This window comes from Streptomyces shinuiensis (genome assembly GCF_043660855.1).
In the GTDB taxonomy this organism is placed as follows: Bacteria; Actinomycetota; Actinomycetes; order Streptomycetales; family Streptomycetaceae; genus Streptomyces.
In genome coordinates this window covers 3,043,083-3,065,823 of the sequence record NZ_JBIHML010000001.1, presented here as the reverse complement: position 1 = coordinate 3,065,823, position 22,741 = coordinate 3,043,083, and the positions used below count along the sequence as shown (strand labels likewise).

The 22,741-nt window shown below is 73.7% G+C and carries 24 protein-coding genes and 1 pseudogene; 13 read left to right on the top strand and 12 right to left on the bottom strand.

Going from position 1 to position 22,741, the window contains the following annotated elements; translation table 11 throughout:
• Nucleotides 1-159 precede the first annotated feature (159 nt).
• Nucleotides 160-660, top strand: a complete 501-nt coding sequence (locus ACGRHY_RS13880; RefSeq protein WP_394635656.1) for an FBP domain-containing protein — start codon at nt 160-162, stop codon at nt 658-660.
• Nucleotides 657-1,409 (top strand): sulfite exporter TauE/SafE family protein, encoded by a 753-nt coding sequence (locus tag ACGRHY_RS13875; RefSeq protein ID WP_394635655.1) that lies wholly within the window; start codon nt 657-659, stop codon nt 1,407-1,409. Before ACGRHY_RS13880 ends, ACGRHY_RS13875 begins: the two co-directional genes overlap by 4 nt.
• A gap of 16 nt (nt 1,410-1,425) precedes the next feature.
• Here the strand turns inward: ACGRHY_RS13875 and gdhA are convergent, their stop codons facing one another.
• From gdhA to ACGRHY_RS13860, 3 genes are all read right to left on the bottom strand, one after another.
• On the bottom strand, nt 1,426-2,751 hold the full coding sequence (gene gdhA / locus ACGRHY_RS13870; protein WP_394635654.1) for an NADP-specific glutamate dehydrogenase: 1,326 nt from the start codon (nt 2,749-2,751) through the stop codon (nt 1,426-1,428).
• Nucleotides 2,752-3,000: 249 nt separating this feature from the next.
• Nucleotides 3,001-3,486, bottom strand: a complete 486-nt coding sequence (locus ACGRHY_RS13865; protein ID WP_394635653.1) for a hypothetical protein — start codon at nt 3,484-3,486, stop codon at nt 3,001-3,003.
• Nucleotides 3,483-3,818 carry a hypothetical protein gene (locus ACGRHY_RS13860; RefSeq protein WP_394635652.1) on the bottom strand — a complete coding sequence of 112 codons (336 nt, stop codon included), beginning with the start codon at nt 3,816-3,818 and terminating at the stop codon, nt 3,483-3,485. Before ACGRHY_RS13860 ends, ACGRHY_RS13865 begins: the two co-directional genes overlap by 4 nt.
• Nucleotides 3,819-4,170: 352 nt before the next feature.
• On the opposite strand from ACGRHY_RS13860, the gene ACGRHY_RS13855 reads away from it, so the two are divergent.
• From ACGRHY_RS13855 to ACGRHY_RS13825, 7 genes are all read left to right on the top strand, one after another.
• Nucleotides 4,171-5,466 (top strand): type III PLP-dependent enzyme domain-containing protein, encoded by a 1,296-nt coding sequence (locus tag ACGRHY_RS13855; RefSeq protein ID WP_394635651.1) that lies wholly within the window; start codon nt 4,171-4,173, stop codon nt 5,464-5,466.
• A 442-nt stretch (nt 5,467-5,908) separates the two neighbouring features.
• Nucleotides 5,909-7,429 (top strand): pyridoxal phosphate-dependent decarboxylase family protein, encoded by a 1,521-nt coding sequence (locus ACGRHY_RS13850; protein WP_394638039.1) that lies wholly within the window; start codon nt 5,909-5,911, stop codon nt 7,427-7,429.
• Complete coding sequence (locus ACGRHY_RS13845; RefSeq protein ID WP_394635650.1) at nt 7,426-9,285, top strand: IucA/IucC family protein; 1,860 nt, start codon at nt 7,426-7,428, stop codon at nt 9,283-9,285. Before ACGRHY_RS13850 ends, ACGRHY_RS13845 begins: the two co-directional genes overlap by 4 nt.
• Nucleotides 9,282-10,700, top strand: a complete 1,419-nt coding sequence (locus ACGRHY_RS13840) for a lysine N(6)-hydroxylase/L-ornithine N(5)-oxygenase family protein (RefSeq protein WP_394635649.1) — start codon at nt 9,282-9,284, stop codon at nt 10,698-10,700. The genes ACGRHY_RS13845 and ACGRHY_RS13840 overlap by 4 nt, the downstream gene beginning before the upstream one ends.
• Entirely contained in the window at nt 10,697-12,538 is a 1,842-nt protein-coding gene (locus ACGRHY_RS13835) for an IucA/IucC family protein (protein WP_394635648.1), read from the top strand. Before ACGRHY_RS13840 ends, ACGRHY_RS13835 begins: the two co-directional genes overlap by 4 nt.
• Entirely contained in the window at nt 12,535-13,905 is a 1,371-nt protein-coding gene (locus ACGRHY_RS13830) for a glutamine synthetase family protein (RefSeq protein WP_394635647.1), read from the top strand. The genes ACGRHY_RS13835 and ACGRHY_RS13830 overlap by 4 nt, the downstream gene beginning before the upstream one ends.
• Before the next feature lie 25 nt (nt 13,906-13,930).
• Nucleotides 13,931-14,227: a type II toxin-antitoxin system prevent-host-death family antitoxin gene (locus ACGRHY_RS13825; RefSeq protein ID WP_394635646.1), complete on the top strand. Its 297-nt coding sequence runs from the start codon at nt 13,931-13,933 to the stop codon at nt 14,225-14,227.
• On the opposite strand, the gene ACGRHY_RS13820 is transcribed toward ACGRHY_RS13825, so the two are convergent.
• The 3 genes and pseudogenes from ACGRHY_RS13820 to ACGRHY_RS13810 form a co-directional block, all read right to left on the bottom strand.
• Entirely contained in the window at nt 14,193-14,435 is a 243-nt protein-coding gene (locus tag ACGRHY_RS13820) for a DUF7848 domain-containing protein (protein ID WP_491630974.1), read from the bottom strand. The genes ACGRHY_RS13825 and ACGRHY_RS13820 overlap by 35 nt on opposite strands.
• Nucleotides 14,435-14,800: a hypothetical protein gene (locus ACGRHY_RS13815; protein ID WP_394638215.1), complete on the bottom strand. Its 366-nt coding sequence runs from the start codon at nt 14,798-14,800 to the stop codon at nt 14,435-14,437. Before ACGRHY_RS13815 ends, ACGRHY_RS13820 begins: the two co-directional genes overlap by 1 nt.
• A gap of 43 nt (nt 14,801-14,843) precedes the next feature.
• Nucleotides 14,844-15,230: pseudogene (locus ACGRHY_RS13810) on the bottom strand (ATP-binding protein); the annotation flags it as partial.
• 66 nt (nt 15,231-15,296) lie between these two features.
• Between ACGRHY_RS13810 and ACGRHY_RS13805 the strand changes: the two are divergent.
• Nucleotides 15,297-15,869, top strand: a complete 573-nt coding sequence (locus tag ACGRHY_RS13805) for a phospholipase D-like domain-containing protein (RefSeq protein ID WP_394635645.1) — start codon at nt 15,297-15,299, stop codon at nt 15,867-15,869.
• 44 nt (nt 15,870-15,913) lie between these two features.
• On the opposite strand, the gene ACGRHY_RS13800 is transcribed toward ACGRHY_RS13805, so the two are convergent.
• Entirely contained in the window at nt 15,914-16,456 is a 543-nt protein-coding gene (locus ACGRHY_RS13800; RefSeq protein WP_394635644.1) for a DapH/DapD/GlmU-related protein, read from the bottom strand.
• Between the two features lie 230 nt (nt 16,457-16,686).
• Here ACGRHY_RS13800 and ACGRHY_RS13795 point away from each other — a divergent pair, with 230 nt between their 5' ends.
• On the top strand, nt 16,687-17,034 hold the full coding sequence (locus ACGRHY_RS13795; protein WP_394635643.1) for a VOC family protein: 348 nt from the start codon (nt 16,687-16,689) through the stop codon (nt 17,032-17,034).
• Between the two features lie 87 nt (nt 17,035-17,121).
• Here ACGRHY_RS13795 and ACGRHY_RS13790 read toward each other — a convergent pair whose 3' ends face one another.
• Nucleotides 17,122-18,288 carry an MFS transporter gene (locus tag ACGRHY_RS13790; RefSeq protein WP_394635642.1) on the bottom strand — a complete coding sequence of 389 codons (1,167 nt, stop codon included), beginning with the start codon at nt 18,286-18,288 and terminating at the stop codon, nt 17,122-17,124.
• Nucleotides 18,289-18,674: 386 nt separating this feature from the next.
• Between ACGRHY_RS13790 and ACGRHY_RS13785 the strand changes: the two genes are divergently transcribed.
• Nucleotides 18,675-19,031, top strand: coding sequence for a hypothetical protein (locus ACGRHY_RS13785; RefSeq protein WP_394635641.1), 357 nt, complete (start codon nt 18,675-18,677; stop codon nt 19,029-19,031).
• 60 nt (nt 19,032-19,091) lie between these two features.
• On the opposite strand, the gene ACGRHY_RS13780 is transcribed toward ACGRHY_RS13785, so the two are convergent.
• The 4 genes from ACGRHY_RS13780 to ACGRHY_RS13765 all read right to left on the bottom strand — a co-directional run bounded on the left by ACGRHY_RS13780 (nt 19,092) and on the right by ACGRHY_RS13765 (nt 21,572).
• Entirely contained in the window at nt 19,092-19,646 is a 555-nt protein-coding gene (locus ACGRHY_RS13780) for a nucleoside deaminase (protein WP_394635640.1), read from the bottom strand.
• Nucleotides 19,647-20,303: 657 nt separating this feature from the next.
• A complete protein-coding gene (locus ACGRHY_RS13775) occupies nt 20,304-20,441 on the bottom strand; it encodes a hypothetical protein (protein ID WP_394635639.1) in 138 nt (45 codons plus the stop codon).
• A gap of 51 nt (nt 20,442-20,492) precedes the next feature.
• On the bottom strand, nt 20,493-21,062 hold the full coding sequence (locus ACGRHY_RS13770) for a VanZ family protein (protein ID WP_394635638.1): 570 nt from the start codon (nt 21,060-21,062) through the stop codon (nt 20,493-20,495).
• An 81-nt stretch (nt 21,063-21,143) separates the two neighbouring features.
• On the bottom strand, nt 21,144-21,572 hold the full coding sequence (locus ACGRHY_RS13765; protein WP_394635637.1) for a hypothetical protein: 429 nt from the start codon (nt 21,570-21,572) through the stop codon (nt 21,144-21,146).
• Nucleotides 21,573-21,998: 426 nt separating this feature from the next.
• Here ACGRHY_RS13765 and ACGRHY_RS13760 point away from each other — a divergent pair, with 426 nt between their 5' ends.
• Nucleotides 21,999-22,736, top strand: a complete 738-nt coding sequence (locus tag ACGRHY_RS13760) for a hypothetical protein (protein ID WP_394635636.1) — start codon at nt 21,999-22,001, stop codon at nt 22,734-22,736.
• Nucleotides 22,737-22,741 lie beyond the last annotated feature (5 nt).

The following is a 22,741-nucleotide window of genomic DNA, read 5'->3' as shown; positions in this document are numbered from 1 at the left end:
ACGCCCGCCGTCCCGCCGCCCCGCTCCGCAGCCTTCACGCCCCGCCGTCAGACGGCGCCGGCACGGCTTCGGCGCGGCGCCAAGCCGCGTCAACGAAGGGTGTTCCCGTGAGTATTAACCTTTTGCCGGAGATTCCCCGCGAATGGTTGGCTGCCCGCCATGAGACCCGTGACCGAGAAGGACATCCGCGCGTCGTTCGTCAACTGCTCCAAGGGCGAGGCGAAGCGCATGGCGCTGCCGCGCGACCTGACCGAACAGCCCTGGGAAGAACTGGACTTCCTCGGCTGGCGCGACCCCGCCGCCCCCGACCGCCGCTGCATCGTCGTCGAACGCGGCGGCCTGCTCACGGGCGTGGCGCTCCGCTCCCCGGCCCGGCAGCCGGGCCGCACCCGCCGCGGCGGCGGCATGTGCTCGCTGTGCCTGACCACGCACCCGGCCGACGGCGTGGCCCTGATGGCCGCGCCCAAGGCCGGCCGGGCCGGGCGGGAGGGCGACTCGGTCGGGCTGTACATGTGCGCCGATCTGGCCTGCTCGCTGTACGTGCGCGGCAGGAAGGTCCCCGACGGCGGCGGGCGCCTGGAGGAGTCGCTGACGGTGGAGGAGCAGGCGGAGCGCACCAGGGCCGGCCTCCTCGCCTTCCTCGACCGGCTCCACGCGTGAGCCCCGGCCCGGAGCAGCTCGCGGCCGTCGGCCTCCTGGCCCTGGTCGCCCACGGCCTCAAGGGCCTCACCGGCTTCGGGCCCGCGACGCTGTTCGTACCGGCGGCGTCGCTGCTGTTCGGCCAGCCGGCCGCCGTCGCCGCCTCCGGAGTCCTGGACGCCACCTCAGGCGCGGCGCTCACCGCCGCGGACCGGCGCGTCCGCCGGGGCAGGGAGGGCCTGCTGACCGGCGCGTTCATGGCGGTGGGGACGGCCGCCGGGGTGGTGGCCCTGACCCGCGTGCCCGAAACCGTGGCCGCCGTCGCCCTGGTGCTGGCGGTGCTCGCCGGCCTGGCGGCGGTGGTGGACGCCGGGCGGCGGGGCCCGGTGGGCGAGTCCCGGCCGCTGGACGCCCGTGACGGGGCGGCCGGGCTGCTGGCCGGATTCGTCGGCGGCCTCACCGGGATCGGCGGTCCGCCGCTCGTCGTCCACCTCCAGCGCGTCCTGACCCCGCACGACCTCAGGGCGGTGGTGACGCGCGTCCTGCTGGTGGCGGCCGTGGTGCGGGTCGCCACGTTCCTCGTCGTCGGCGACGGTGCGCAGGTCGCGGACGCGCTGCTGCTGGCGGCGGTGTGCCTGCCGCCGCAGCTCGCCGGGCTCCTGGCCGGCGCCCGGCTGGCCCACCGCGCCTCCCCGGCCCGCCTGGCGGCGGTCAACGGCGCGGTCGTCGCCGCCTCCGTCCTGCTCGCCGCCCTGGGCGCCCTGCTGTAGCGCCCCGCCGTACGGCTCAGATCAGGCCCTGCGCCACCATGCCCTCCTCCACCAGCTCGAAGCCGGCGATGTTGGCGCCGGCCACGTAGTCGCCGGGGCGGCCGTAGCGCTCGGCGGTGGTGTGGCACAGGTCGTGGATGTGCTGCATGATCTCGGTCAGCCGGGCCTCGGTGTGCTCGAAGGTCCACGAGTCGCGCGAGGCGTTCTGCTGCATCTCCAGGGCGCTGGTGGCCACGCCGCCGGCGTTGGCGGCCTTGCCCGGGCCGAACAGGACGCCGGCCTCGCGCAGCACGCGCACGCCCTCCGGCGTGGTCGGCATGTTCGCGCCCTCACCGACCGCGAGCACGCCGTTGCGGGCCAGCGTCGCCGCGTCGTCCCGGTCCAGTTCGTTCTGGGTGGCGGACGGCAGGGCCACCTCGCAGGGCACCTCCCAGACCCGGCCGTCGGGCACGAAGCGCGCGCCGCTGCGCTCGGCGTACGCCGACAGGCGTCCGCGCTCGGCCAGCTTGACCTCCTTGAGGAGTTCCAGGTCGATGCCCTTCTCCTCCACCACGTAGCCTCCGGAGTCGGAGCAGGCGATCGGCACGGCGCCGAGCTGCCGCGCCTTCTCCATGGCGTGGATGGCCACGTTGCCGGAGCCGGAGACGACCACCCGCTTGCCCTCCAGGCTCTCACCGCGCGTCTTCAGCATCTCGGCGGTGAAGACGACCAGGCCGTAGCCGGTGGCCTCCGAGCGGGCCTGCGAGCCGCCCCACAGGACGCCCTTGCCGGTCAGGACGCCGGCCTCCCAGCGGTTGGTGATGCGGCGGTACTGGCCGAATAGGTAGCCGATCTCGCGCTCGCCGACCCCGATGTCACCCGCCGGGATGTCGGTGTACTCGCCCAGGTGGCGGTAGAGCTCGGTCATGAAGGACTGGCAGAAGCGCATGACCTCCGCGTCCGACTTGCCCTTGGGGTCGAAGTCGCTGCCGCCCTTGCCGCCTCCGATCGGCATGCCGGTCAGGGCGTTCTTGAAGGTCTGCTCGAAGCCCAGGAACTTGATGATCCCCAGGTTGACGGACGGGTGGAAGCGCAGGCCGCCCTTGTACGGGCCGAGGGCGCTGTTGAACTCCACCCGGAAACCACGGTTGACGTGGGTCCTCCCGGAGTCGTCGCTCCACGGGACGCGGAAGATGATCTGCCGCTCGGGCTCGCACAGGCGCTCGATCAGAGATTCGTCCAGCAGCTCGGGGCGCCGGGCGAAGACCGGTTCGAGGGATTCCAGGACCTCCCACACGGCCTGGTGGAACTCCTTCTCGCCGGGATTGCGGTGCAGTATCCGGTCGTAGATCTTCTCGATCACGCGTACTCCTCGAAGGTGCGGCTCCTGTTGTCCCGCCGGTTCCGCCGACCCCTGCGGAACCCGTGGAACGCATGACGCCGAGCACCCCCGTGGAGATCGGGTGCTCGGCGTCTTCGTCGACGTGGCGGACTTCAAGCGTGACACGCCTCGGCCGCGGATTCCTCCCGGGGTGCCCCGGGTACCCGGCCCCATGGCCGGAAACCGCTGCCGCGGGGCCGCGCGGGCGCCGCTGCGGGCCACAGAACCGTTTCAAACCGAAACCACGTGGACGTCACGGGCGTTCATCACCTGGAGATACGCCTCGATATCGCCGGGATCGCTCGTGAAGATCACCGCACTGCCGTGCCGGACCGCCGACAGCGCCACCAGCGCGTCCACCGCGTCCGGACGCTTCTTCGGCGGGAGTTCCGCCTTTCCCAAGGCCGCGCCGATACGCTGCCAGTCGGCAGGATCCGGCCCTGTCGCGCAGGTGATGCACGCCGTCTGGCCGACCTCGGTGGGACGCATGGCCGACTCGGAGCCGCGCGCCTGCGGAACCGTACAGCCCTTCGGCACCGAGGCCAGCGCGTGGACCGTCGCCGGACTGGGCCGCCACACCTGGGCCAGCACCGGGCCGGGCACCACGGCCCGGTGCGGCGTCTCCCTCATGGCGGCGTGCAGGCGTGCCGCCTTCGCCCTGCGGTCGGCCAGCGCGATGAGCATTCCGGTGTCGTACACCGGCACCCGTGCGGTCACGCAGCGTTCCCGGCGCGGCTGTCGGCCCTGACGGGTGCGTCGCCCCCGAGAACGGGTTCCACGGCTTCGCGCACCTCCTGCCGCTCCTCCCCGGTGAGATCACCGTCGCCGGGCTCTGGAAGCACGGGCAGCCCGGCGGCCTCCGCCTCGGCTGCGGCGATCACCGCGCCGATGTGGGAGAACTGGGCCTCTGTGGCCTCGGTCTCCGCCGTCTGCCGTGTGGCGGCGTTGACCGGACAGGCGGAGACATCCATGCCCGCACGCTCGGCATGGGCCCTGATGCGCCCGGCATGCTCGCTGTCCAGGCTGATGCTGATCCTCGCCTTGGCCATGAATGCATTGCATGACGCGTATTACGCTCTGCTTCGCGTTCTCCTCGGTGCCGGCAGGCGGCCGTCGGCCAGGACTACAAACGCTCTCGCTGGTAAGGGATTCGACGTCTTCGGCGCGCGTGCGCGGGCGTCCGCGCGGGAAGCGGGGTACGAGCGCCCGTGTGCCGCGTGGCGCTCTTGGACGAGAAGAGAGAAGTCATTAGGTTAGCCTCACCTAATTTTATGGCCGCTCGGGCGGCCCGGGCACGCACCCGGAAGGAGGGGACGTGAGCGCTTCCGACGGCGGCTGACGCCGCGCACCGGACGACCGCACCACCTCCCCGCCCATGCCGCACCAAGCGAGGTAGAGCCCGTGTCCATCGTTCTCCCGCCCTCCGCAGCCCCGCGTTCCGCCTACCCCGCCGAGGTCCTGCCCGAGCCGGTCCGCCGGCGCCTGCTGGAGCTGGCGGAGGGCGAGGCGCCCGTCTCCGCCTACCTCTACGACGGCCGGGCCGCCGCCGCGCGCGCCCGCGAGCTGCGCGCGGCGCTGCCGGAGTGGGCGGCCGTCCACTATGCGGTGAAGGCCAACTCCTTCCCCGGCGTCGTACGGGCGCTGGCCCCGTACGTGGACGGCTTCGAGGTCGCCTCCCGCACCGAACTGGAGCTGGCCCTGGCCGCCCTGCGGGAGCGGGACGGCTCCCCTCCCGCCGGCGCCTCCCCCGTCCCCGTCGTCGCCGCCGGGCCCGCCAAGTCCGTGCCCGTGCTGACCGCCCTGGTGCGCGCCGGGGTCGAGGCGATCAACGCCGAGAGCCTGCTGGAGCTGCACCGCATCAGCCGTATCGCCGCCGCCGAGGGCACCACCGCCCGTGTGGCGCTGCGCGTCAACCCGGCCGGCACCCCCGCCGCGGCCCCCGCCGCCGACCCGGCCCCCGGGTCGCTGCGCATGGGCGGCCGGGCGTCGCAGTTCGGGGTGCCCGAGCCCGATGTGCCCGGGGTGCTGGAGCAGGCGCTGCGGCTGCCGGGGCTGGACGTCACCGGCTTCCACGTCCACGCCGCCTCCAACAACCTCGACGCCGAATCCCAGGCCGCCCACCTGCGCCGGTGCGTGGAGTGGAGCGCGGCGACCGCCCGGAGGCACGGCGTGGACCTGCGCATGGTCGACGTCGGCGGCGGCATAGGCGTGGCCTTCGAGGAGCTCGCGGGCGAGCGGCCCTTCGACGTCGGCCGCTTCGGCGAGCTGGTCGCGCGGTGCGAGCCGCCGCCGGACGTGCGGGTGGTCCTGGAGCCGGGCCGCTTCCTGGTGGCCGACTGCGGCTGGTACGCGGCCGAGGTCACCGACGTCAAGCACAGCTACGGCACCGCCTTCGCCGTGCTGCGCGGCGGCATCAACCACTTCCAGCTCCCCACCTCCTGGGACCTGGTGCACAACGTCGCCGTCCTGCCCGTCGACCGCTGGCCCGACGGCCTGCCGCGCCCGGAGGCGGCCGGTACGCGTGTCACCGTCGTCGGCGAACTGTGCACCCCCGAGGACACCCTGCTGCGCGATGTCCGGGTGGACCGAGTCCGAGCGGGGGATCTGGTCGTTTTCCCCTACGCGGGCTCCTACGGCTGGGAGTTCGCGATGCACGGCTTCCTCGGCCATCCCGTCGCGGAACGCCACCTGCTGTGACCACCGACCGCCCCCGGGGGACGGCCGCCGGGCCGTACCACCGCCGCCTTCCTCCCGACGGAGCACCGGAGCAACGGAGCGACAACGCCATGACCGTGCCCACCGCACCTGCGACACCGGCCGCCGCCGCGGCCACCGACTCCGCGGACGCCGACCCGGGGCGCCGGTGCGCGCGGGGACCCTCGGCCCGCGCCCGCGCGTCCGGCACGGCGAGCGCGCCGGGTCGCGGCGGCACCGGGCGGACGGCGTGACGGGCCGCGTCCGCGCGGCGGAGGCGGGCTCCCCGGCGCCGGGCGTCCAGGCCGTCCCGGGGGCCCGGGACGGCGGCGGCCGGGCCGAGGCGCTGCGCGCACTCGTCGACGGACTGCTGACGGCCGCCGCCCCCTCCGGTGCGGAAGCGCCGGGAACGGAAGCGCCCGCCACCGGACCGCCCGGTGCCGCCCTGTCCGGTTCCGCGGACGGCCCCGGCGCCCTGGAACCGCTGCTGCGCGCCGCGCTCGCGGCGCTGGCGGAGGGCGCGGCGCGGCGCGGCGGCCCCGTGCCGGCGCTCGAACCCGGCGAGCTGGCCGCGCGCGTCACCGGTGAGTACGCGGCGGCCCGCGGCGCGGCGGCCCTGCCCCGGCTGACCTCGCTGCTGGCGTACGGCAGCGCCGATCCGGCCGACCCGCTGTGCGCGGCCCATCTGCACTGCCCGCCGCTGGCCGTCGCCGTCGCCGCCGACCTGGCCGTCTCCGCGCTCAACCCCTCGCAGGACTCCTGGGACCAGGCGCCGGCCGCCACCACCCTGGAGACGCTGCTGCTGGCGGAGCTGGCCGGGCTGGTGGGCTACGGCGAGGAGGCCGCCGGGGTGCTGACCTCCGGCGGCACCGAGTCCAATCTGATGGGCCTGATGCTGGCCCGTGACCGGGTGCTGGGGCGCGCGTCGGGGCGGCAGGTCGAGGTGGAGGGCGTGCCGCGCCACGGCCCGCGCCCCCGCGTGCTCACCTCCGCCGCCGCGCACTTCTCCGTCCAGCGCGCCGCCGCCCTGCTGGGCCTGGGCGAGGACGCGGTGGTGGCCGTCGGCATCGACCACGCCCAGCGCATGGACCCCGGCGCACTCGCCGCCGCCCTGAGGCGGTGCGCGGACGCCGGCGAGCTGCCCGTCGCCGTCGTCGCCACCGCCGGGACCACCGACACCGGCACGGTCGATCCGCTGCCCGAGTGCGCGCGTCTGGCCACCGAGTACGGCGCCTGGTTCCACGTGGACGCGGCCTACGGCGGCGGCGCGCTGCTGTCGGACCGCCTGGCCCCGCTGCTGGACGGCGTCGGGCTGGCCGACTCCGTCTCCCTGGACTGGCACAAGCTGGGCTGGCAGCCGGTCGCGGCGGGCGTCTTCCTCGTCCGGCGCGCGGAGACGTACGCCTCGCTCGCCCGCCGCGCGGTCTACCTCAACCCGGGCGACGACGAGGAGGCCGGCTACCCCAGCCTGCTCGGCCTGTCGCTGCGCACCACCCGCCGCGCGGACGGCTTCTCCATCGCCGTCACCCTGCGCACGCTGGGCCGCGAGGGTCTGGGCCGCATGGTGGACGCCTGCCACGACCTCGCGCTGGCCGGAGCGGCGGCGGTGCGTGCCCACCCCCGGCTGGAACTGCACGCCGATCCGGTGCTGACGGCGTTCCTCTTCCGCTACGTGCCGCGCGGGCAGAGCGATCCCGGGCGGGCGGACCGGATCAACACGGCCCTGCGGCGCAGGCTGCTGCGCGAGGGCCGTGCGGTCGTCGGCCGCACCGAGCTGCCGGGCGAGGGGCCGGGCCGGGTGCGGCTGAAGCTCACCCTGCTCAACCCGCACGCGACGCCCTTTGACGTCGAGCGGCTGCTGAACGCGGTCGCCGACGCCGGTCTCGCGGAGGAGCGGGCCGAAGAACGCGCCGGGGAACTCGCCGACGAGCGGGCCGGGCGCCGGGCCGAGGAGGATTCCCCGTGACCCCGTCCCCCCCGGTCGGAAACCCGCATGCGCGCGGCGGCGGCCCGTACGGCGGCCCCGACCCGCTCGACCACCCCGACCCGCAGCGCGCCGCCGGCACCACCGCGGCGGAGCGGCTGCTGCGCGCGTACGTCCGCGAGACCGGCACCGAGGTGCCGGCCGCCGGGCAGTCGCTGCATCTGGTGCTGCCGCTGAGCAGGATGACGCTGCGCGTCCCGGTGCGGTACCGGTCCGCGACCGGATGGCACCGTTTCGGCGAGGTGCGCGTGGTCACCTCCGAGCGGGGCGGCAGTCTCCCGGCGGACATCGCGCTGGTGGCGGCGGGGCTGGTCCGGGAGCAGGCACTGCGGCGCGGCCGTTCGATCCTCGACGGCAACAACGCGGTGGCCCGGGTGCTGGACTCGGCCCGCCGCAGCGCCGTCCATCTGGCCCGGCGCCGGGCGGAGGCACCGGGTGCGGCCGGCCCGACGCCGTTCCTGGACGCCGAGCAGGCTCTGCTGCTGGGCCACCCCCTCCACCCCGCGCCCAAGAGCCGCGGGGAGGCGTCGGACGCCGAACTGGATTCTTACTCGCCGGAGTTGCGCGGCTCCTTCCCGCTGCACTGGTTCGCCGCACACCCGGACGCGGTCGTCGGCGAGAGCGCGGACGGCCGTCCCGTCGCCGAGCTGCTGCGGTCCCTGGCGGCGGGTGTGGAGGTGCCCGCCGGCATGGTGCCGGTGCCCGCCCACCCCTGGCAGGCGCGCGAGGCCGTACGCCGCCCGCGGACCGCCGCGCTGCTGGAGGCCGGGCTGCTGCGCCCGCTGGGGCCGGCCGGTCCCGCCTGGTATCCCACCTCCTCGCTGCGGACGGTGCACCGGCCGGACGCGGAGGCGATGCTGAAGCTGTCGCTCGGCATGCGGATCACCAACTCCCGCCGCAACAACCTCCGCGGCGAGCTGCGGCTGGGGGTGCGGGCCGCGCGGCTGCTGGCCGCCGGATCACCGGACCGCCCCGGGCCTGGCGGGTGGCTGCGCGCCGAGCATCCGCAGTTCGGCATCCTGCGCGACTTCGCCTGGGTGTCGGTGGGCCGCGGCGAGGGGAGCGGTGGTGACGCCCCGGAGGCGGGCCCGGAGACGGGGCTGGAGACGGCGATACGCGACAACCCCTTCCGGGGCGGGACCGGCGAGGCGCTGTGCGTGGCCGGTCTGCTGGCCGAGCGCACCGGCCCCGGCGACGGCTCCCCGCCGCCGCACCGCGCCGCGCTGTGCGAGGCCGTGGCGCGCACCGCACGCGCCCACGGGGTCTCCGCCGCCGAGGCCTCCGAGCGCTGGCTGCTGCGCTACCTCGACGTGCTGGCCGTCCCCCTGATCCGCCTCCAGGCCCACCACGGGATCGCCCTGGAGCCGCACCACCAGAACACCCTGGTGGCCCTGGGCGCCGACGGACTGCCGGTGGCGGGCCGGTACCGCGACAGCCAGGGCTACTACGTCGCCGCCTCCCGCGCCGCCGCGCTGGAACGGCTGCTGCCGGGCCTGTACGAGGGGGTGGAGCTGGTCTTCGAGGACTCCTTCGTCGACGAGCGTGTCGCCTACTACCTGGGCGTGAGCAACCTCCTGGGCCTGGTGGGCGCGTTCGGCTCGTTCGGGCTGGCCCGCGAGGAGCGCCTGCTGCGCGTGCTGCGCGGCGCGCTGGAGCGGCTGCGCGCAGCCGAGCCCGGCGCCAAGGGCCTGCTGGACCTGCTGCTGGACGCCCCGTCGCTGCGTTGCAAGGCCAACTTCCTGACCTGCGTGGACGGGCTCGACGAGCTGGTCGGCGACGTCCACACCCAGTCCGTCTACATCGACCTTCCCAACCCCCTCGCGGAGGCACAGCGGTGAACGACCACCCCACCCCGCCGCACGGCGTGCACGACCTCGTCGGCGTCGGCATCGGCCCGTTCAACCTCTCCCTGGCCGCGCTCTGCGACGGCGTGCCGGGGCTGGACACCCTCTTCCTGGACCGCCGGCCCGCCTTCTCCTGGCACCCCGGCCTGCTGCTGGAGGGCACCGTCCTGCAGGTGCCCTTCATGGCCGACCTGGTGACGATGGCCGACCCCACCAGCCGCTGGTCGTACCTGAACTACCTGCGCGAGCACGGGCGGCTGTTCCCGTTCTTCTTCTCCGAGCGCTTCCACATCCCGCGCCGCGAGTACGACCACTACTGCCGCTGGGTCGCCGAGCGCCTGCCCTCGTGCCGCTTCGGCTCGGAGGTGACGGCGGTGGAGTGGGACGCGTCGGCCGAGGCCTTCGCCGTCACCCACCGGCCCTCGGGCGCGCCTTCCGACGGGGGCCGGGAGGAGCGCGTACTGGCCCGGCGGGTCGTGCTCGGCGTCGGCACCACCCCGGTCGTGCCCGAGCCGCTGCGCCCCCTGCTCACACCCGCGCACGCCGGGCGCGTGCTGCACAGCGCCGACTACCGCACCCATCGCGCCGCCCTCGCCGGGAGGGACGACGTGACGGTGGTCGGGGCGGGGCAGTCAGGCGCGGAGGTCGTGCTCGACCTGCTGCGGCACCAGGACGGCGAGGGGCGCGGCGGCCCGTACGTGCGCTGGCTGGCGCGCACTCCGGCGTTCGCGCCCATGGAGTACTCCAAGATCGGCCTGGAGCACTTCACCCCGGACCACGTCCGCTACTTCCGCGCCCTGCCCGAGGCCGCCCGCGACCGGCTGGTGCGCGAGCAGTGGCAGCTCTACAAGGGCGTCAGCGAGCAGACCCTCGGCGAGATCCACGACGAGCTGTACGAGCGGACCATCGGCGGCGGCCGGCCGCGCGCCGGCCTCCACCCGGGCGTGGAGATCACCGCCGTGCGCACCGTGGAGGACTCCGGGGGGCGCGGTTACGTACTGGGCTGCCGCCACACCGGGCAGGGCACGGAGTTCGAGGTGCGCACCTCGGCGGTCGTCGCGGCCACCGGCTACGCGGCCGTGCGCCCGGCCTGCCTGGACCCGCTGGACAAGCTCGTCGACTGGGACGCGCGCGGCCGCTACCGCGTCGGCGGCGACTACCGCGTCGCGCTCGACGAGAGCGTCACCGGCGCGCTGTACGTGCAGAACGCCGAGATGCACACCCACGGCGTGGGCGCGCCCGACCTCACCCTCGGCGCCTGGCGGGCGGCGGTGATCCTCAACTCCGCCGCCGGGCGCACCGTCCTGCCCGTGCCCGACCGGGCGGCGTGGACGACCTTCGGCGCGCCCGAGCCCGGGGGCGAACCCGAGACCGAGCCCGGGGCGCGCGCCGGGGAGGCGGCCCGATGAGCGCCGTCCCCCGCGACGCCTGGCGGGAGGCCGGGCGCAGACTGCTGACCAGGGCCGTCGAGGAGTTCGCCTACGAGGAGCTGCTCGTCCCCGAACCCGACCCCGCCGCCGGCGACGCGTACCGGCTGGACCTGGGCGGCGGGGTGTCCTGGACGTTCCGCGCCGCCCGCGGCTCCTTCGGCTCCTGGCGCCTGGTCCCCGGCACCCTGCGCCGCCGGCCCGCGCCCGGCGGCGGCGCGGAGGAAGAGATGGAGGAGGCGGGCCCGGAGCGGCTGCTGCTCGACGCCCGCTCGGTGCTGGGCTGGGACGGCCCCACCACCGCCGAGGTGCTGCGCGAGCTGACCGCGACCCGCCGCGCCGAGGCCCACGTCATATCCCGCGACCTGCCCGCCGCCGCCCTGGCCGACCTGGACCACCTGGAGCTGGAGTCCCACCAGGACGGCCACCCCTGCATGCTGCTCAACAAGGGCCGCCTGGGCTTCTCCGCCTCCGACGCCGCCGCCTACACCCCCGAGGCGGCCGGCGAGGTGCGGCTGCGCTGGGCGGCCGTCCACACCTCCCTGGCCTCGTACGCGGGTGCGCCCGGCCTGGACGCTCAGGCGCTGCTGTCCGAGGAGCTGGACGCGGCCGTGCGCGAACGTTTCGCCGCCGTCCTCGCCGACGCCTGCGCCCAAGGCCCCTACGTCCCGGGCGACTTCGTCTGGCTGCCGGTCCACCCCTTCCACTGGGACGAGGCCGTCGCCACCCTCTTCGCCCCCTACCTCGCCGACGGCCGCATCGTCCCCCTCGGCGAGGGGCCGGACCGCTACCGGCCCCTGCAGTCGATCCGCACCCTCGCCAACCTCGACCGCCCCGGCCGCCGCAACGTCAAGGTGCCCCTGCTCATCCGCAACACCCTGGTGTGGCGCGGGCTGTCCACCGAACCGACGCGGGCCGCGCCCGACATCAGCGCCTGGCTGCACGCGGTACGCGACGGCGACCCCTACCTCCGCGACGAGCTGCGCTTCCATCCCCTGGGCGAGGTGGCCTCCGTCGCCGTGCGCCACCCGCTGTACGAGTCGGTGGCCGACGCCCCCTACCGCTACCACGAACTGCTGGGCGCGGTGTGGCGCGAACCGGTGACCGCCCTGCTGCGCGACGGCGAGCGGGCCCGCACGATGGCCGCCCTGCTCAAGACCGGCTCGGACGGCAGGGCGCTGGTCGCCGAACTGGTGGAACGTTCCGGCCTGCCCCCGCGCGCCTGGCTGACCCGCTTCCTGGCCGCCCTGCTGCCCGGGCTGCTGCACTGCCTGTACCGCCACGGCATCGCCTTCTGCCCGCACGGCGAGAACACCGTGGTCGTCCACGACGCCCGCGAGGTGCCCGTCGGCATCGCGCTCAAGGACTTCGCCGAGGACGTCAACCTGCTCCCCGGCCGCCGCCCCGAGTACGCCGGACTGCCGCCGCGCGCCGACGCCGTACTGCTGCGCTGGCCGGCGCACGAGCTGGCGCACTCGCTGCTGAGCGCCGTCTTCGCGGGCCACTTCCGCTTTTTCGCTCCCCTGGTGGAGGAGCATCTGGGCTTCCCCGAGGCGGACTTCTGGTCCCTGGTGCGCGCCGAGATCGGCCACTACCACGCCCGATTCCCCGAACTCGCCGACAGATTCGAGGAGTTCGACCTGCTCGCGCCCTCCTTCGACCGGGTCGCCCTGAACCGGGAGCAGTTGCTGGGCGGCGGCTTCCACGACCGCGCCGAACGCGACGAGGGCTTCGACGTCGTCCACGGCACCGTCCCCAACCCCCTGGCCGCCCCGGCACCTTCCACCGAGCCCGCCGCTTCCACCGAGGAGTCCAGGTGACCGACCCGTACGAGCGGCTGCGCGCCGAGGCCGAGGCGGGACGCGTCGAGGAGGTGGTCGTCGCCGTACCCGACCTCCAGGGCCGGCTGATGGGCAGCCGCCTGTCCGTGCCCTACTTCCTTCAGGAGGCCGCACGCGACGGTTTCGGCGCCTGCGTCTACCTGCTCGCCACCGACGTGGAGATGGACACCGGCCCCGGCTACGCCATCGACGCCTGGGACAGCGGTTTCGGTGACTTCGTCCTGCGCCCCGACCCGGCCACCCTGCGCACCGTCCTGCCCTGGGACGAGGGCACAGCCCTCGTACTGGCCGACGCGGTGTGGCCCGGCGGCGGCCTCGACTCCGAGCCGGTCGCCGTCGCCCCCCGCCACGTCCTGCGCACCCAGCTCGACCGGCTGGCCGCCCGCGGCCTGACCGCGTACGCCGGGACGGAACTGGAATTCCTCGTCTTCACCGCCTCCTACCGCGAGGCCTGGGAGCGCCGCTACACCGGCCTGCGCCCGGCCGCCCGCTACAACACCGACTACTCCCTCCAGGGCCTGGAGGAGGTCGAGCCGGTCGCCCGCCGCATCCGCCGCGCGATGACGCGCGCCGGGCTGCGGATGGAGACCGCCCGCGGGGAGTGCCACCCGGGCCAGTACGAGATCGTCTTCCGCTACGACGAGGCGATGGCCACCTGCGACAACCACGTCCTGTTCAAGGACGGCGCCAAGCGGCTCGCCGCCGCCGAGGGCGCCTCGCTCACCTTCATGCCGAAGTTCGACGAGGGCGAGGGCAACTCCTGCCACGTCCACCTCTCCCTGCGCGGTGCCGACGGCACGCCCGTGCTGGCCGACCCGGACGCCGGCGACGGCATGTCGGAGCTGATGCGGCACTTCGTCGCCGGGCAGCTCGCCTGCCTGCCCGACCTGGCCCTGCTGATGGCCCCCAACGTCAACTCCTACAAGCGCCTCCAGCCCGGCGCGTTCGCCCCCACGGGCGTCGCCTGGGGCCGCGACAACCGCACCTGCCCGATACGGGTGGTGGGCTCGGGCCCCTCCCTGCGCATCGAGCACCGCGTCCCCGGCGGCGACGCCAACCCGTACCTGGCCGTCGCCGCCGCCGTCGCCGCCGGGCTGTACGGCATCGACAACCGCCTCCCCCTGCCGCCGGAGCACACCGCCAACGCCCTGGCCGACCCGGCCGTCCCCCGCCTGCCCGCCACCCTCACCGAGGCCCTGCACCGCTGGGAGAACAGCGGCATCGCGGCCGGACTCTTCGGCAAGGAGACCGTCGCCCACTACGCGCGGGCCGCCCGCGCCGAGCTGTCCGCCTTCGAACGCGCCGTCACCGACTGGGAGCGCGTCCGCGGCTTCGAGCGCCTGTGAGGCCGTGCGTCCGCACACTGGAGGCATGACCGCCATGTACTCCCTCGCCGAGGCACGGGGCGAACTCGGTGGCCTCGCCCGCCGGGCCGCCCGGCACGAGCGCATCACCCTGACCGACCGCGGTACCCCCGTGGCCGTGCTCGTCTCCCCCGCAGAACTCGAAGACCTCGAGGACGCCCTCGCCATCGCCCGGCTGGAGCGTGACCGGGCCCTCGGCCGCACCGGGGCGCCGATCCCCCACGGCGAGGCGCGCCGCGCCCTCTGCGCCGAACACGTCAACTGGCAGCTCACGGCCGGGGCCGGGCCCGCCAGGGGCGGGTGACGGTCTGGGTGTAGGCGCGGTGGGCGGGGTGGCGGGCGGCGTGGTGGAGCTGCCGGTCCAGGGCGGTGCCGAACTCGACGCCGGTGTGCGACGCGGCGCCGCACTCGTCGCAGGCCATGCGGTAGGTGGCCGGGGGCGCGTCGGGCGCGGTGTCCGGTTCGCCGGTCCAGCCCGCCGTGTCCGGCTCGGCGCGCAGACGGCGGAACATCACGGGACGCCGCCTCCCGGCCCCCGTCCTAGCCCCGGTGCGGGGTCCTGCGGCACGGGCCGCAGGGAGATCTCCCACAGGCACTCGGCGCCCGTGTGGCTGTAGACCACTGCCCTCCCGGCGCGCAGCAGCCGGTGGGTGCGGTCGGCCGCCGCCTCGTGCCCCCAGGCCAGGAACCGGGCGGCGGCCTCGGGGTCGTCGGGGCCCAGGCTCGCCGCGATCCGCACCGCGCGCTCCCCCGCCCACCACTGGACCTCCCCGGCGTACGCCGAGAAGCAGTCCCCGAGGTGGAACATGCGCGGCCGGGGCGTACGCAGGTAGGCGACGGCCTCGGCCCGGTACGCGGCGGGCCACCGGCCGCTCATCCGCCCTCCCCGCAGATGAGTCGAGCAGCACGGTGAACCACACCCACTCGCCGCCGGGCACGCAGGTGTAGCCCAGGGCGTCGGCCGTCTCCCGCAGCAGCCACAGCCCGCGCCCGCGCCCGGCGTCCCAGTCCGGCACCTGGACGGCGGGGGCCCGGCAGGAGCGGTCGTACAGCCGGACCAGGGCCGTGCCCCGCCCCTGCCTCACCTCCAGCCGGCACCGCCGGTCGGCCACGTGCCGGCACACGTTCGACAGCAGCTCCGAGATCCCCAGCCGCGCCGTCTCCACCGCCGCCCGGCCCCCGCCCATCGCGCGCACCGCCGCCGCGACCTCGCGCCGCCACACCTCGATCTCCCGCGCCTCGACGGTTATCTCCCAGACATGGATGTGGTTGTCCGCGATGTTCCGCTCAACGACCGGTGATTGCATGAAGGACGGGTACCCCGCCCCGGTACCCGCGCAGTTGTCGCCGACCGACTGGGAGTTGAGGAAAGCGTGCTGTGGCCCAACGCCGTGAAGGCCGTCATGAAGACCGGCCCCGACCGCGAGGTCGTCTCGGTCCACCCGTACCGCTCGGCCTGCCCGTCGTCCGTCTGGCGCTCTCTGATCACGGACGCCCGCGAGGAGCTGACGTTCGCCGGGTACACCAACTACTTCCTCTGGCTCGAACACCCGAACCTCGCCACCGTGCTCAGGAAGAAGGCCCGCGCCGGTGTCACAGTGCGGTTCCTGCTGGGCGAGCCCGATTCAGAGACGACCCGGCGCCGCGAGACGGTGGAGCAGACCGCGCTGACCGTCTCCACCCGCATCCGCATCACACTGGAGCACCTGGAACGGCTCGGGAACACCGAGAACATCGAGGCCCGCTACAGCCGTCACGAGGGCCACATCAGCCTGTCGGTGTTCCGCTTCGACGACCAGATGCTCGTCACCCCCCACCTGTCCAACCTGGTCGGTCACGACTCGCCCATGCTCCATCTGCGGCGGCTGCAGGACGACGGCATGTTCGACCGCTTCGCCTCACACGTCGAGGCGCTGTGGAAGGAAGGGGCACCGATCAGGAGTTGAGGGCTGCTCGTGGTCGGCGGCTCGGCGCGGCCCCGGAGGGGCCGTCACCACCGCCGGTGCACGGTCGCCTTGCCGCCGGTCACCAGGCTTGCCGGCGGAACGTCGTCGGCCACGACCGCGCCGGCGGCGACCACGGCGTCACGGCAGATGCTGACGCCGGGCAGGATCGTGGCGCCGGCGCCGATCCACACGTTCTCCGCGACGTCGATGGGCGCGCCGGTGAGGTACAGCTTGCGCTCTCCGGGATCGACGGGGTGGCCGCTGGTGATGAACGTGACCTTCGGGCCGACCATCACGCGCTCACCGAGCCGGATGCCGGCGTAGTCCAGGAACGTGCAGTTCTGGTTGATGAACACGCGCTCGGCGAGGTCGAGTTTGAGGCCGTGGTCCGTGTAGAAGGGCGGGTAGATCGTGACTCTCGGCGGCAGCGGCCTGCCGAGGATCCGCTCGAACAGTTCCGCTTTGCCGGCCTCGTCCTCGAAGGGCAAGGCGTTCAGGCGGGAGGTGAGCTCGGTGACCCGCAGGACCCTCTCGGCCATGGCCTTGAACTCGGCGCTGTGGATGCGCATCAGACGATCGCTGGACATGCCGCGGTCCCTTCCGGTGTGACGGTGGCGGGGGTTCGCCGGGTGATCGGTTTCAGGGGGTGTCCGCGGAGGCGGGAACGAGGGCTTCCAAGAGCGTTTCGCGGCGGCCCGCCCCGGACACCTTCGCTTCGGCGCCCCGGAGCGTGTCGCGAAAGTGCGTGCGACGGCGGACGTGCCGTAGTACTCCTGGAGGGTCTCGGAGTCAGGTCCGTTCCCGTTTGGAGTCGTCGATGACAGTTCGTCGTGTCGTGCCCAACATCCAGTCGGAGGCCGTACAGGAGAGCCAGGAGTTCTATGGCCTGCTGGGCCTCGAGGAGGTCATGAACCACGGCTGGATCGTGACACTCGCTTCCCCGTCCGTTCCAACGGGGCAGGTCAGCGTCATGACCGGTGACAGGACCGCCCCGGTAGTACCCGACATGAGTGTCGAAGTGGACGACGTGGACGCGGCCTATGCGGTCATGCGGGACAGCGGTGCGGAGATCGTCCACCCCTTGCAGGACGAGGAGTGGGGCGTGCGGCGGTTCTTCGTCCGCGACCCCAACGGCCGCGTGGTCAACGTGCTGAGCCACCGTTGACGCCGGCCTCCCCCACGAGGAGTTCGGCACCGCGAGCAGAACCTTCACGGTGCGGGGTGTGTGCCGACGGCGGGCAGGGCTCCGCAGTCACCGCCCGGTTTCCGCGGCGGCCCCTCTCCTCGACGTCCTGTGCAGCATCAGCACCACCCCGCTGAGCAGTGACACCGCGGCGGTGAGGACCAGCAGCGTCCCCAGCCCCAGGCCGGGGATCACCGCGCCGGCGAGGGCCGGTGCCGCGACCGAGGCGACGGCCCCCACGACCAGGCAGCCGGTGAACGCCGCGCTCGCGCGGTCGGGCACCAGCTCGGCGGTCCAGACCGCCAGCACCGCCGACCCGGTCATGTACCCCGCGCCGAAGACGCACGCCGAGACCGCCGTCGCCGCCGGGGAGTCGCCGGCCAGCCCCAGGAGCGCCAGCGCCGCGGCCACCGTCACCAGGCACAGCGCCGCGACCCTGGGGCTGCCCAGTCGCCGCGCGACGGTCCCGGTCGCCACACCCACCATGCCGGTGGTGCCGATGGCCGCGTAGAGCGCCGGGACCGCTGCCTCCGGGAAGCCGCCGGAGAGGACGTCGGCGGCATAGGTGAAGTAGACGATGACGACCGCGAAGTAGACGGCGGAGTAGGCGGCCGAGATCTTCAGTGCCCTTGCGAGTGTGGAGACCCCCTGCCGTCCGTCCGGGCGTGAGGTCGGCCTGGTCCGCGGCACCATGCGCAGGTTCACCGCGGCGGCGGCCACGGCGGCGAGCGCGATGCCGCCCCAGACCAGGCGCCACGACCCCAGTGCGGCCAGGGCGGCCAGTCCGCCCAGCACCACCAGTCCGCCGCTGGTGCCGGTCGTGATGATCGCCAGCGCTCTCGGCCGCTGCCGCGGGGACACCGTACGCGTCACGATGTCGGAGTAGGGCGCCCAGACCCAGCCGCCCGCGCTGCCGGCCAGGACGGCGCCGACGGCGAGCAGCCATGGGGACTGGGCGAAGGTCACGATCACCGCACCCACCGCGCCGCAGGCCCCGCCCACGGTCGTCGGCGCCCGCGAGCCGCGGCGGGCGGCGAGCGCCCCCGCGAGCACCAGTCCGGCCAGGTAGCCGGCGAACGTGGCGCTGGCGACGAGGCCGAGCACCAGTTCGGAGAGTTCCAGGTCCTGCCGGATGTCGGGCAGCGTCAGACCGTAGGCGTACCGGGCCATGCCGAAGGCGACTCCGACCACCGCCGCTCCGGCCAGGCCGACCCGGTTGCCCGTGGAGAGCGTCAAGACTGCCCCTCGTTCCGCGGCGAAAGAAAGGAGAGGTCCGTCCGCACCTTTCGCCCTTGTTTGAGATTACATCGACGATTCGTCGTAGCCGAGGGGTGGCACCGGCCCGTGCGTCGACCCCCGGACAGAGGTCGGGACCTCCCGGGGACGGAAGCTCTCACGCCGCCCGGCCGGGAGGATCTCGACGCGCCTGACGCCACCCTCCGGCCCGTTCGGGACCGGAGGTTTCGGCCCACGACGAACCCAGGTGCCCGCAACCGCGTTCCCCGAACAACCCTTTCGGATGCATATTCACCAAAAGCGAGAAGTCGACACATCTCCTTCCCAGACTTGGAGGAGCGGGCCGCCCGGCCCGTGTGCACCGCAAGCGACCGCAAGGGGGAAACATGACGAGGACGACCGGGACGACGAGGAGAGTCGCGCGTACGGCCGCCGTGCTCGGCGGCGCGATCCTGCTGGCCCTGACCACGGCCACATCCGCGTCGGCGACCGTGACGCGCCACCACGGCAGCGACGCCGCCCAGGCGACCGCCTACGCGATGCGCGCCTACGACGGCGAGCGCGACGGCAACGGCGTCTACGCCGACGCCTACCTGGCCAACGGCGCCCACGTCTCGCAGTGGGACGGCAACGGCGCGGACGGCAACTGGGGCCCGTGGGCGAGCTACAGCTCACGCATCAAGCAGTTCCGGGTCTGCGAGGACCACAAGGGCTGCTCCAGCTGGTCCTACTGGCCGAGCTGACCGGCACACCCCGGCACCCGGCCCCGTGCACCACGGCCCGCCCCGCCCGGGGCGGGCCGCTCACGTCTTCCCGCTACCGCCCGCCTCAGCGGCGCCCCGCCGCGCCGCCCACCGGGGCCTGCCCGGCAGCCTTCCGGGCGGTGAGGGGGAAGAGTTCCAGGCATTCGTCCCGGCGGACCCCTCGCGCACCTCCAGCCGCGGACGCCCGGCCCGGACCACGTCGCGGGCCCGGAGGTCGATCTGCCGCCAGGTGAAAGTCTCGTCGGGATGCTCGGACGCCCAGCTCCGGGCGTCCTCCTGAGTGGCGCCGAAGGCGATGCCGCGCGTCTTGGCCCAGATCGCGGCGGCGGTGCACATCGGGCACGGCTCCAGCGTCGTCAGCAGGAATGCGCCGGCGAGGTAGCGGGAGCCGACCCGTTCGGCAGCCCGGCGGATGGCCTGCACCTCCGGGTGCGCGGTCGGGTCGTGGCCCTGGACGAGTCCACTGCCCGACTCCCCGAGGACGGCGCCGTCCCGGATCACCACCGCCCCCAGCCCGTAGTTCCCGGAGAACACCGCCTCACGGGCCAGCCGCAGGCATCTCAGCATTCCCGCGTCGATCTCCCGGTCCGTCATCCCGCCTCCACGGGGCGCGTGTTACAGATGGACATCAAGGATTCCTTTCCGCAGCTACGCACATCGGCGTCCTCGGTGGCTCGCTCGATCCACAGCGACCCGTCGTTCTCCACGATCCAGTAATCCCGGGATCTGATGTCGATGCAGCGAACGTCCATACGCCCCTGGTACGTCTGCGTCAGTTCCCACACCCGAGACGACAGACGTTCCCAACCGCACGGCCGTCATCAGGCGCATCGCCGTCCCGCCTCCCCCCGGAAACCGACAGCCAGTGCAGCACATCGAGGAGTCGTCCCACGAGAGCGCCCGACGGAATCCCGCCGACATCACCGGTCGCGGAATGTCGAATTCCGCCCCTGCCCCCGAGATTTCCCCTCCGCGCTCTTCCCGGAAGAAGCCGCCGGCCAGTCCGGTCACAGACCGGACTGGCCGGGGGGCGGGGGCACAGAAGGTGGCGCAGTAGCCGGTGGAGGTGACGCCGAGGCCCCGGCGACCGGCGGACCGGCACGGGCCCCGCATGTGGCCCGGTGCGCGGGCCCGCAGCCGTGAGAGCCGGGGCGAGGCGGGCCGAGGCGGGGCCGTACCCGCCGACGGTGCGGTCGTGCGTGCCGCCGGCCGGGTACAGGGTGCCGTTGCCGAGCAGAAGCGGCGCACCGGTCAGGAGTTGTACAGCGACTGCACCCTGGTCACCCGGCCCTCTCCGTCGAAGCTCAGGTCATGGCCGAGCGTGCGGGTCCGGGACGGCTGGGCCTTGTCCTGCGCCTCGGTGAGATCGCCCGTCGTGACTCCACCCACGCGTAAACGCGCGGGTGGAGTCACGTGAGCAGGGGCGCGGCCGTCGGCCCGTCACGGTCCGGAGCGGACGGGCACCCGGCCGTTCCAGCGCCTCACCACCCGGCCGGCGAGCACGCTCACACCGACCCCGACAGCACATCCGAGCGTGTTGAAGAGAACATCCTCCAGGTCCACCACGCGGCCCGCTCCCTGCAGCCACTGCAGCGCTTCGATCATGACGCTCGCCCCCAGCCCGACAGCCATGGCCCGCACCACGGATGCACCACCTCGCGCCGACAGGGACAGAAGGAGTGGAAGCGGAACGAACATGAGGCAGTTCGCCACCCACTGCCGGAGGACCATGGATCTCTCGTTTCCGGATACCTGGTCCTGCGAGTCGTTGAGTAGGGTCTCCACGCCCTGCCCCCACCAAACCAGGCCGCTGCCCCCCTCGCTCCCGTCACCGGCGAGCGTCGCGAGACCCACCAGAAGACCCCAGACGACGAGCGCCGCCCACGCCGCACGGCGTGTCAGGTCCGGCCGGAGTTCGCTCGCACGGTGTGCGCCGACCGATCCCAGAAAGAAAGCCACCAGAACAAGTACGGTCGTCAGCGGTGTCAAGTGAAGGACGATTCGCCACATCACTTCCCCCTTACCTGTGCCGTGCGGCCTGTGGGGCCGTTCGGCATACGGCTCCACAGGCCACGGGGAAAAGAGAGCGGATCAGAGGTACCGCCACTGGGTCACATACACGTTTCCGCTGGACATCATAATTCCGCGAATCGCGCCGTCGGCAGGCAGACTGGAGAGGTACCGGGTGTACGAGCCGCAGTTTCCGGTCGAGATGAACTGGTTCTCCCAGCCGTCCCACACGTAGCCGCCGCCGTCGAGCTGGTAACCGAACTGGACCGTGATCGTTCCCGATCCGCCGGTACGGCAGTACTCAGTGGTGTAGTAACCGGTTGTTGAATTCTCCGGCGAATACAGGCAGAGCTCGCCGTTGTCGAGACTCCCGCACTTCTCCAGCTGCATCGCCCCGACAGGGGGTTCCTCCGGGATGGCGCTTGCGGGAACCGCGAGACCCGTGAGAACGAACAAGCTCGCCGCGATTGCCACACAGAAAGACCTTGTGGCGCGCAGAACGGAAGCCATGAGACCTCTCCTTTTCGAGCGGAAAAATATCACGCGACCCCGGTCGACCCTGTGAAACAAAACCGGGCAAGCAAGAGGGGCCGCGCCCGAATCCCCGGAAAGGCTAAATGAGGACCCAAAACTTATCCAGCCCGGCGGCCGACCCTCGAACAAGACCCGATAACCCAGAGCAAGGAGATGGAAATTTCACGAAGAGGATAAAAATAAAATATCCCTATAATGAGCCGACACTCCGTCCCGTGCGGCCACGGAGAGTGGCGAGATGAATCCGGTGTGTCTTGCACCACAGTGCCTTCCGGGCCGGGCGCGGGCCGGCGGCGAGCCGGGAGCCCGGGGCCCGGCCCCGCTGCGCCGAACGGGCCCCGGCCCCGCCCCGGCGGGCGTGCCCGGCCGCCCCCGCGCACGGGGCCGGTACACACTGCCCGCATGCCCGAGGACCAGCACGGGGACGGAGCGCCGTCCGCCCCTCCCGAGCCGCTGCTGCGCATGATCGACAACCTCGCGCGGTTCCACCGCGAGCACGAGGAGTTCTACGCGCAGGCGCCCCTGCGGCAGGCGGCCGGACTCCAGGCGCACTCGCGGGTGCTGAAGGCGCTCGCCGACCGGTGGAGCACGGTCGGCGCCGGCGAGCGTACGGAGGGCCCGGCGTTCACCGGCGCGGAGGACCTGAACGCCCCCGGGCTCGTCGCCGAGGCCGGTGTCCTCTTCATGGAGGACGGGGAGGAGCCGGCCGAGCTGAAGCGGCTCAGGCGCGACATCGGTCTGCTCGCCGACGACAGCGAGCAGACCGGCACCTGGCTGTCGGGCGCCATGGAGCAGTCGTGGCGGACGGCCGGGAACCTGGCCGCCCATCCGGCGCTCGCCGATCTGGCCGGGGAGCGGCACCGGATCATCGCCGACGACTGGCAGGCCGCCGGCCTGCTGTCCCTGATCGCGCGGCTGCTGCGCCGCGCCCTGGAGCTGCTGGCGCGCGTCGACTTCTCCCCGGCCGCCCTCCGCCTCGACCTGGCCGGCGGGCGTACGGCGCCCGCCTACCTCTACTCGGCCTCCGAGCTGCTCGACCGCGCGGCGGATCTGCTGGCCGAGTCGGCGGCGCTCGTCCACGGCAACGAGCGCCGCTGGCGGACTTTCCGCGCCCGGGTCCGCGAACTCCTTCCCGAGTAGGCCCG

Bases quoted from the DNA above. Each gene is read 5' to 3' on its own strand.
- ACGRHY_RS13880 (WP_394635656.1), top strand. From the start codon at position 160: ATGAGACCCGTGACCGAGAAGGACATCCGCGCGTCGTTCGTCAACTGC.
- ACGRHY_RS13860 (WP_394635652.1), bottom strand. From the start codon at position 3,818: ATGGCCAAGGCGAGGATCAGCATCAGCCTGGACAGCGAGCATGCCGGG.
- ACGRHY_RS13835 (WP_394635648.1), top strand. From the start codon at position 10,697: ATGAGCGCCGTCCCCCGCGACGCCTGGCGGGAGGCCGGGCGCAGACTG.
- ACGRHY_RS13825 (WP_394635646.1), top strand. From the start codon at position 13,931: ATGACCGCCATGTACTCCCTCGCCGAGGCACGGGGCGAACTCGGTGGC.
- ACGRHY_RS13820 (WP_491630974.1), bottom strand. From the start codon at position 14,435: ATGTTCCGCCGTCTGCGCGCCGAGCCGGACACGGCGGGCTGGACCGGC.
- ACGRHY_RS13815 (WP_394638215.1), bottom strand. From the start codon at position 14,800: ATGAGCGGCCGGTGGCCCGCCGCGTACCGGGCCGAGGCCGTCGCCTAC.
- ACGRHY_RS13800 (WP_394635644.1), bottom strand. From the start codon at position 16,456: ATGTCCAGCGATCGTCTGATGCGCATCCACAGCGCCGAGTTCAAGGCC.
- ACGRHY_RS13795 (WP_394635643.1), top strand. From the start codon at position 16,687: ATGACAGTTCGTCGTGTCGTGCCCAACATCCAGTCGGAGGCCGTACAG.
- ACGRHY_RS13785 (WP_394635641.1), top strand. From the start codon at position 18,675: ATGACGAGGACGACCGGGACGACGAGGAGAGTCGCGCGTACGGCCGCC.
- ACGRHY_RS13780 (WP_394635640.1), bottom strand. From the start codon at position 19,646: ATGACGGACCGGGAGATCGACGCGGGAATGCTGAGATGCCTGCGGCTG.
- ACGRHY_RS13770 (WP_394635638.1), bottom strand. From the start codon at position 21,062: ATGTGGCGAATCGTCCTTCACTTGACACCGCTGACGACCGTACTTGTT.
- ACGRHY_RS13765 (WP_394635637.1), bottom strand. From the start codon at position 21,572: ATGGCTTCCGTTCTGCGCGCCACAAGGTCTTTCTGTGTGGCAATCGCG.
- ACGRHY_RS13760 (WP_394635636.1), top strand. From the start codon at position 21,999: ATGCCCGAGGACCAGCACGGGGACGGAGCGCCGTCCGCCCCTCCCGAG.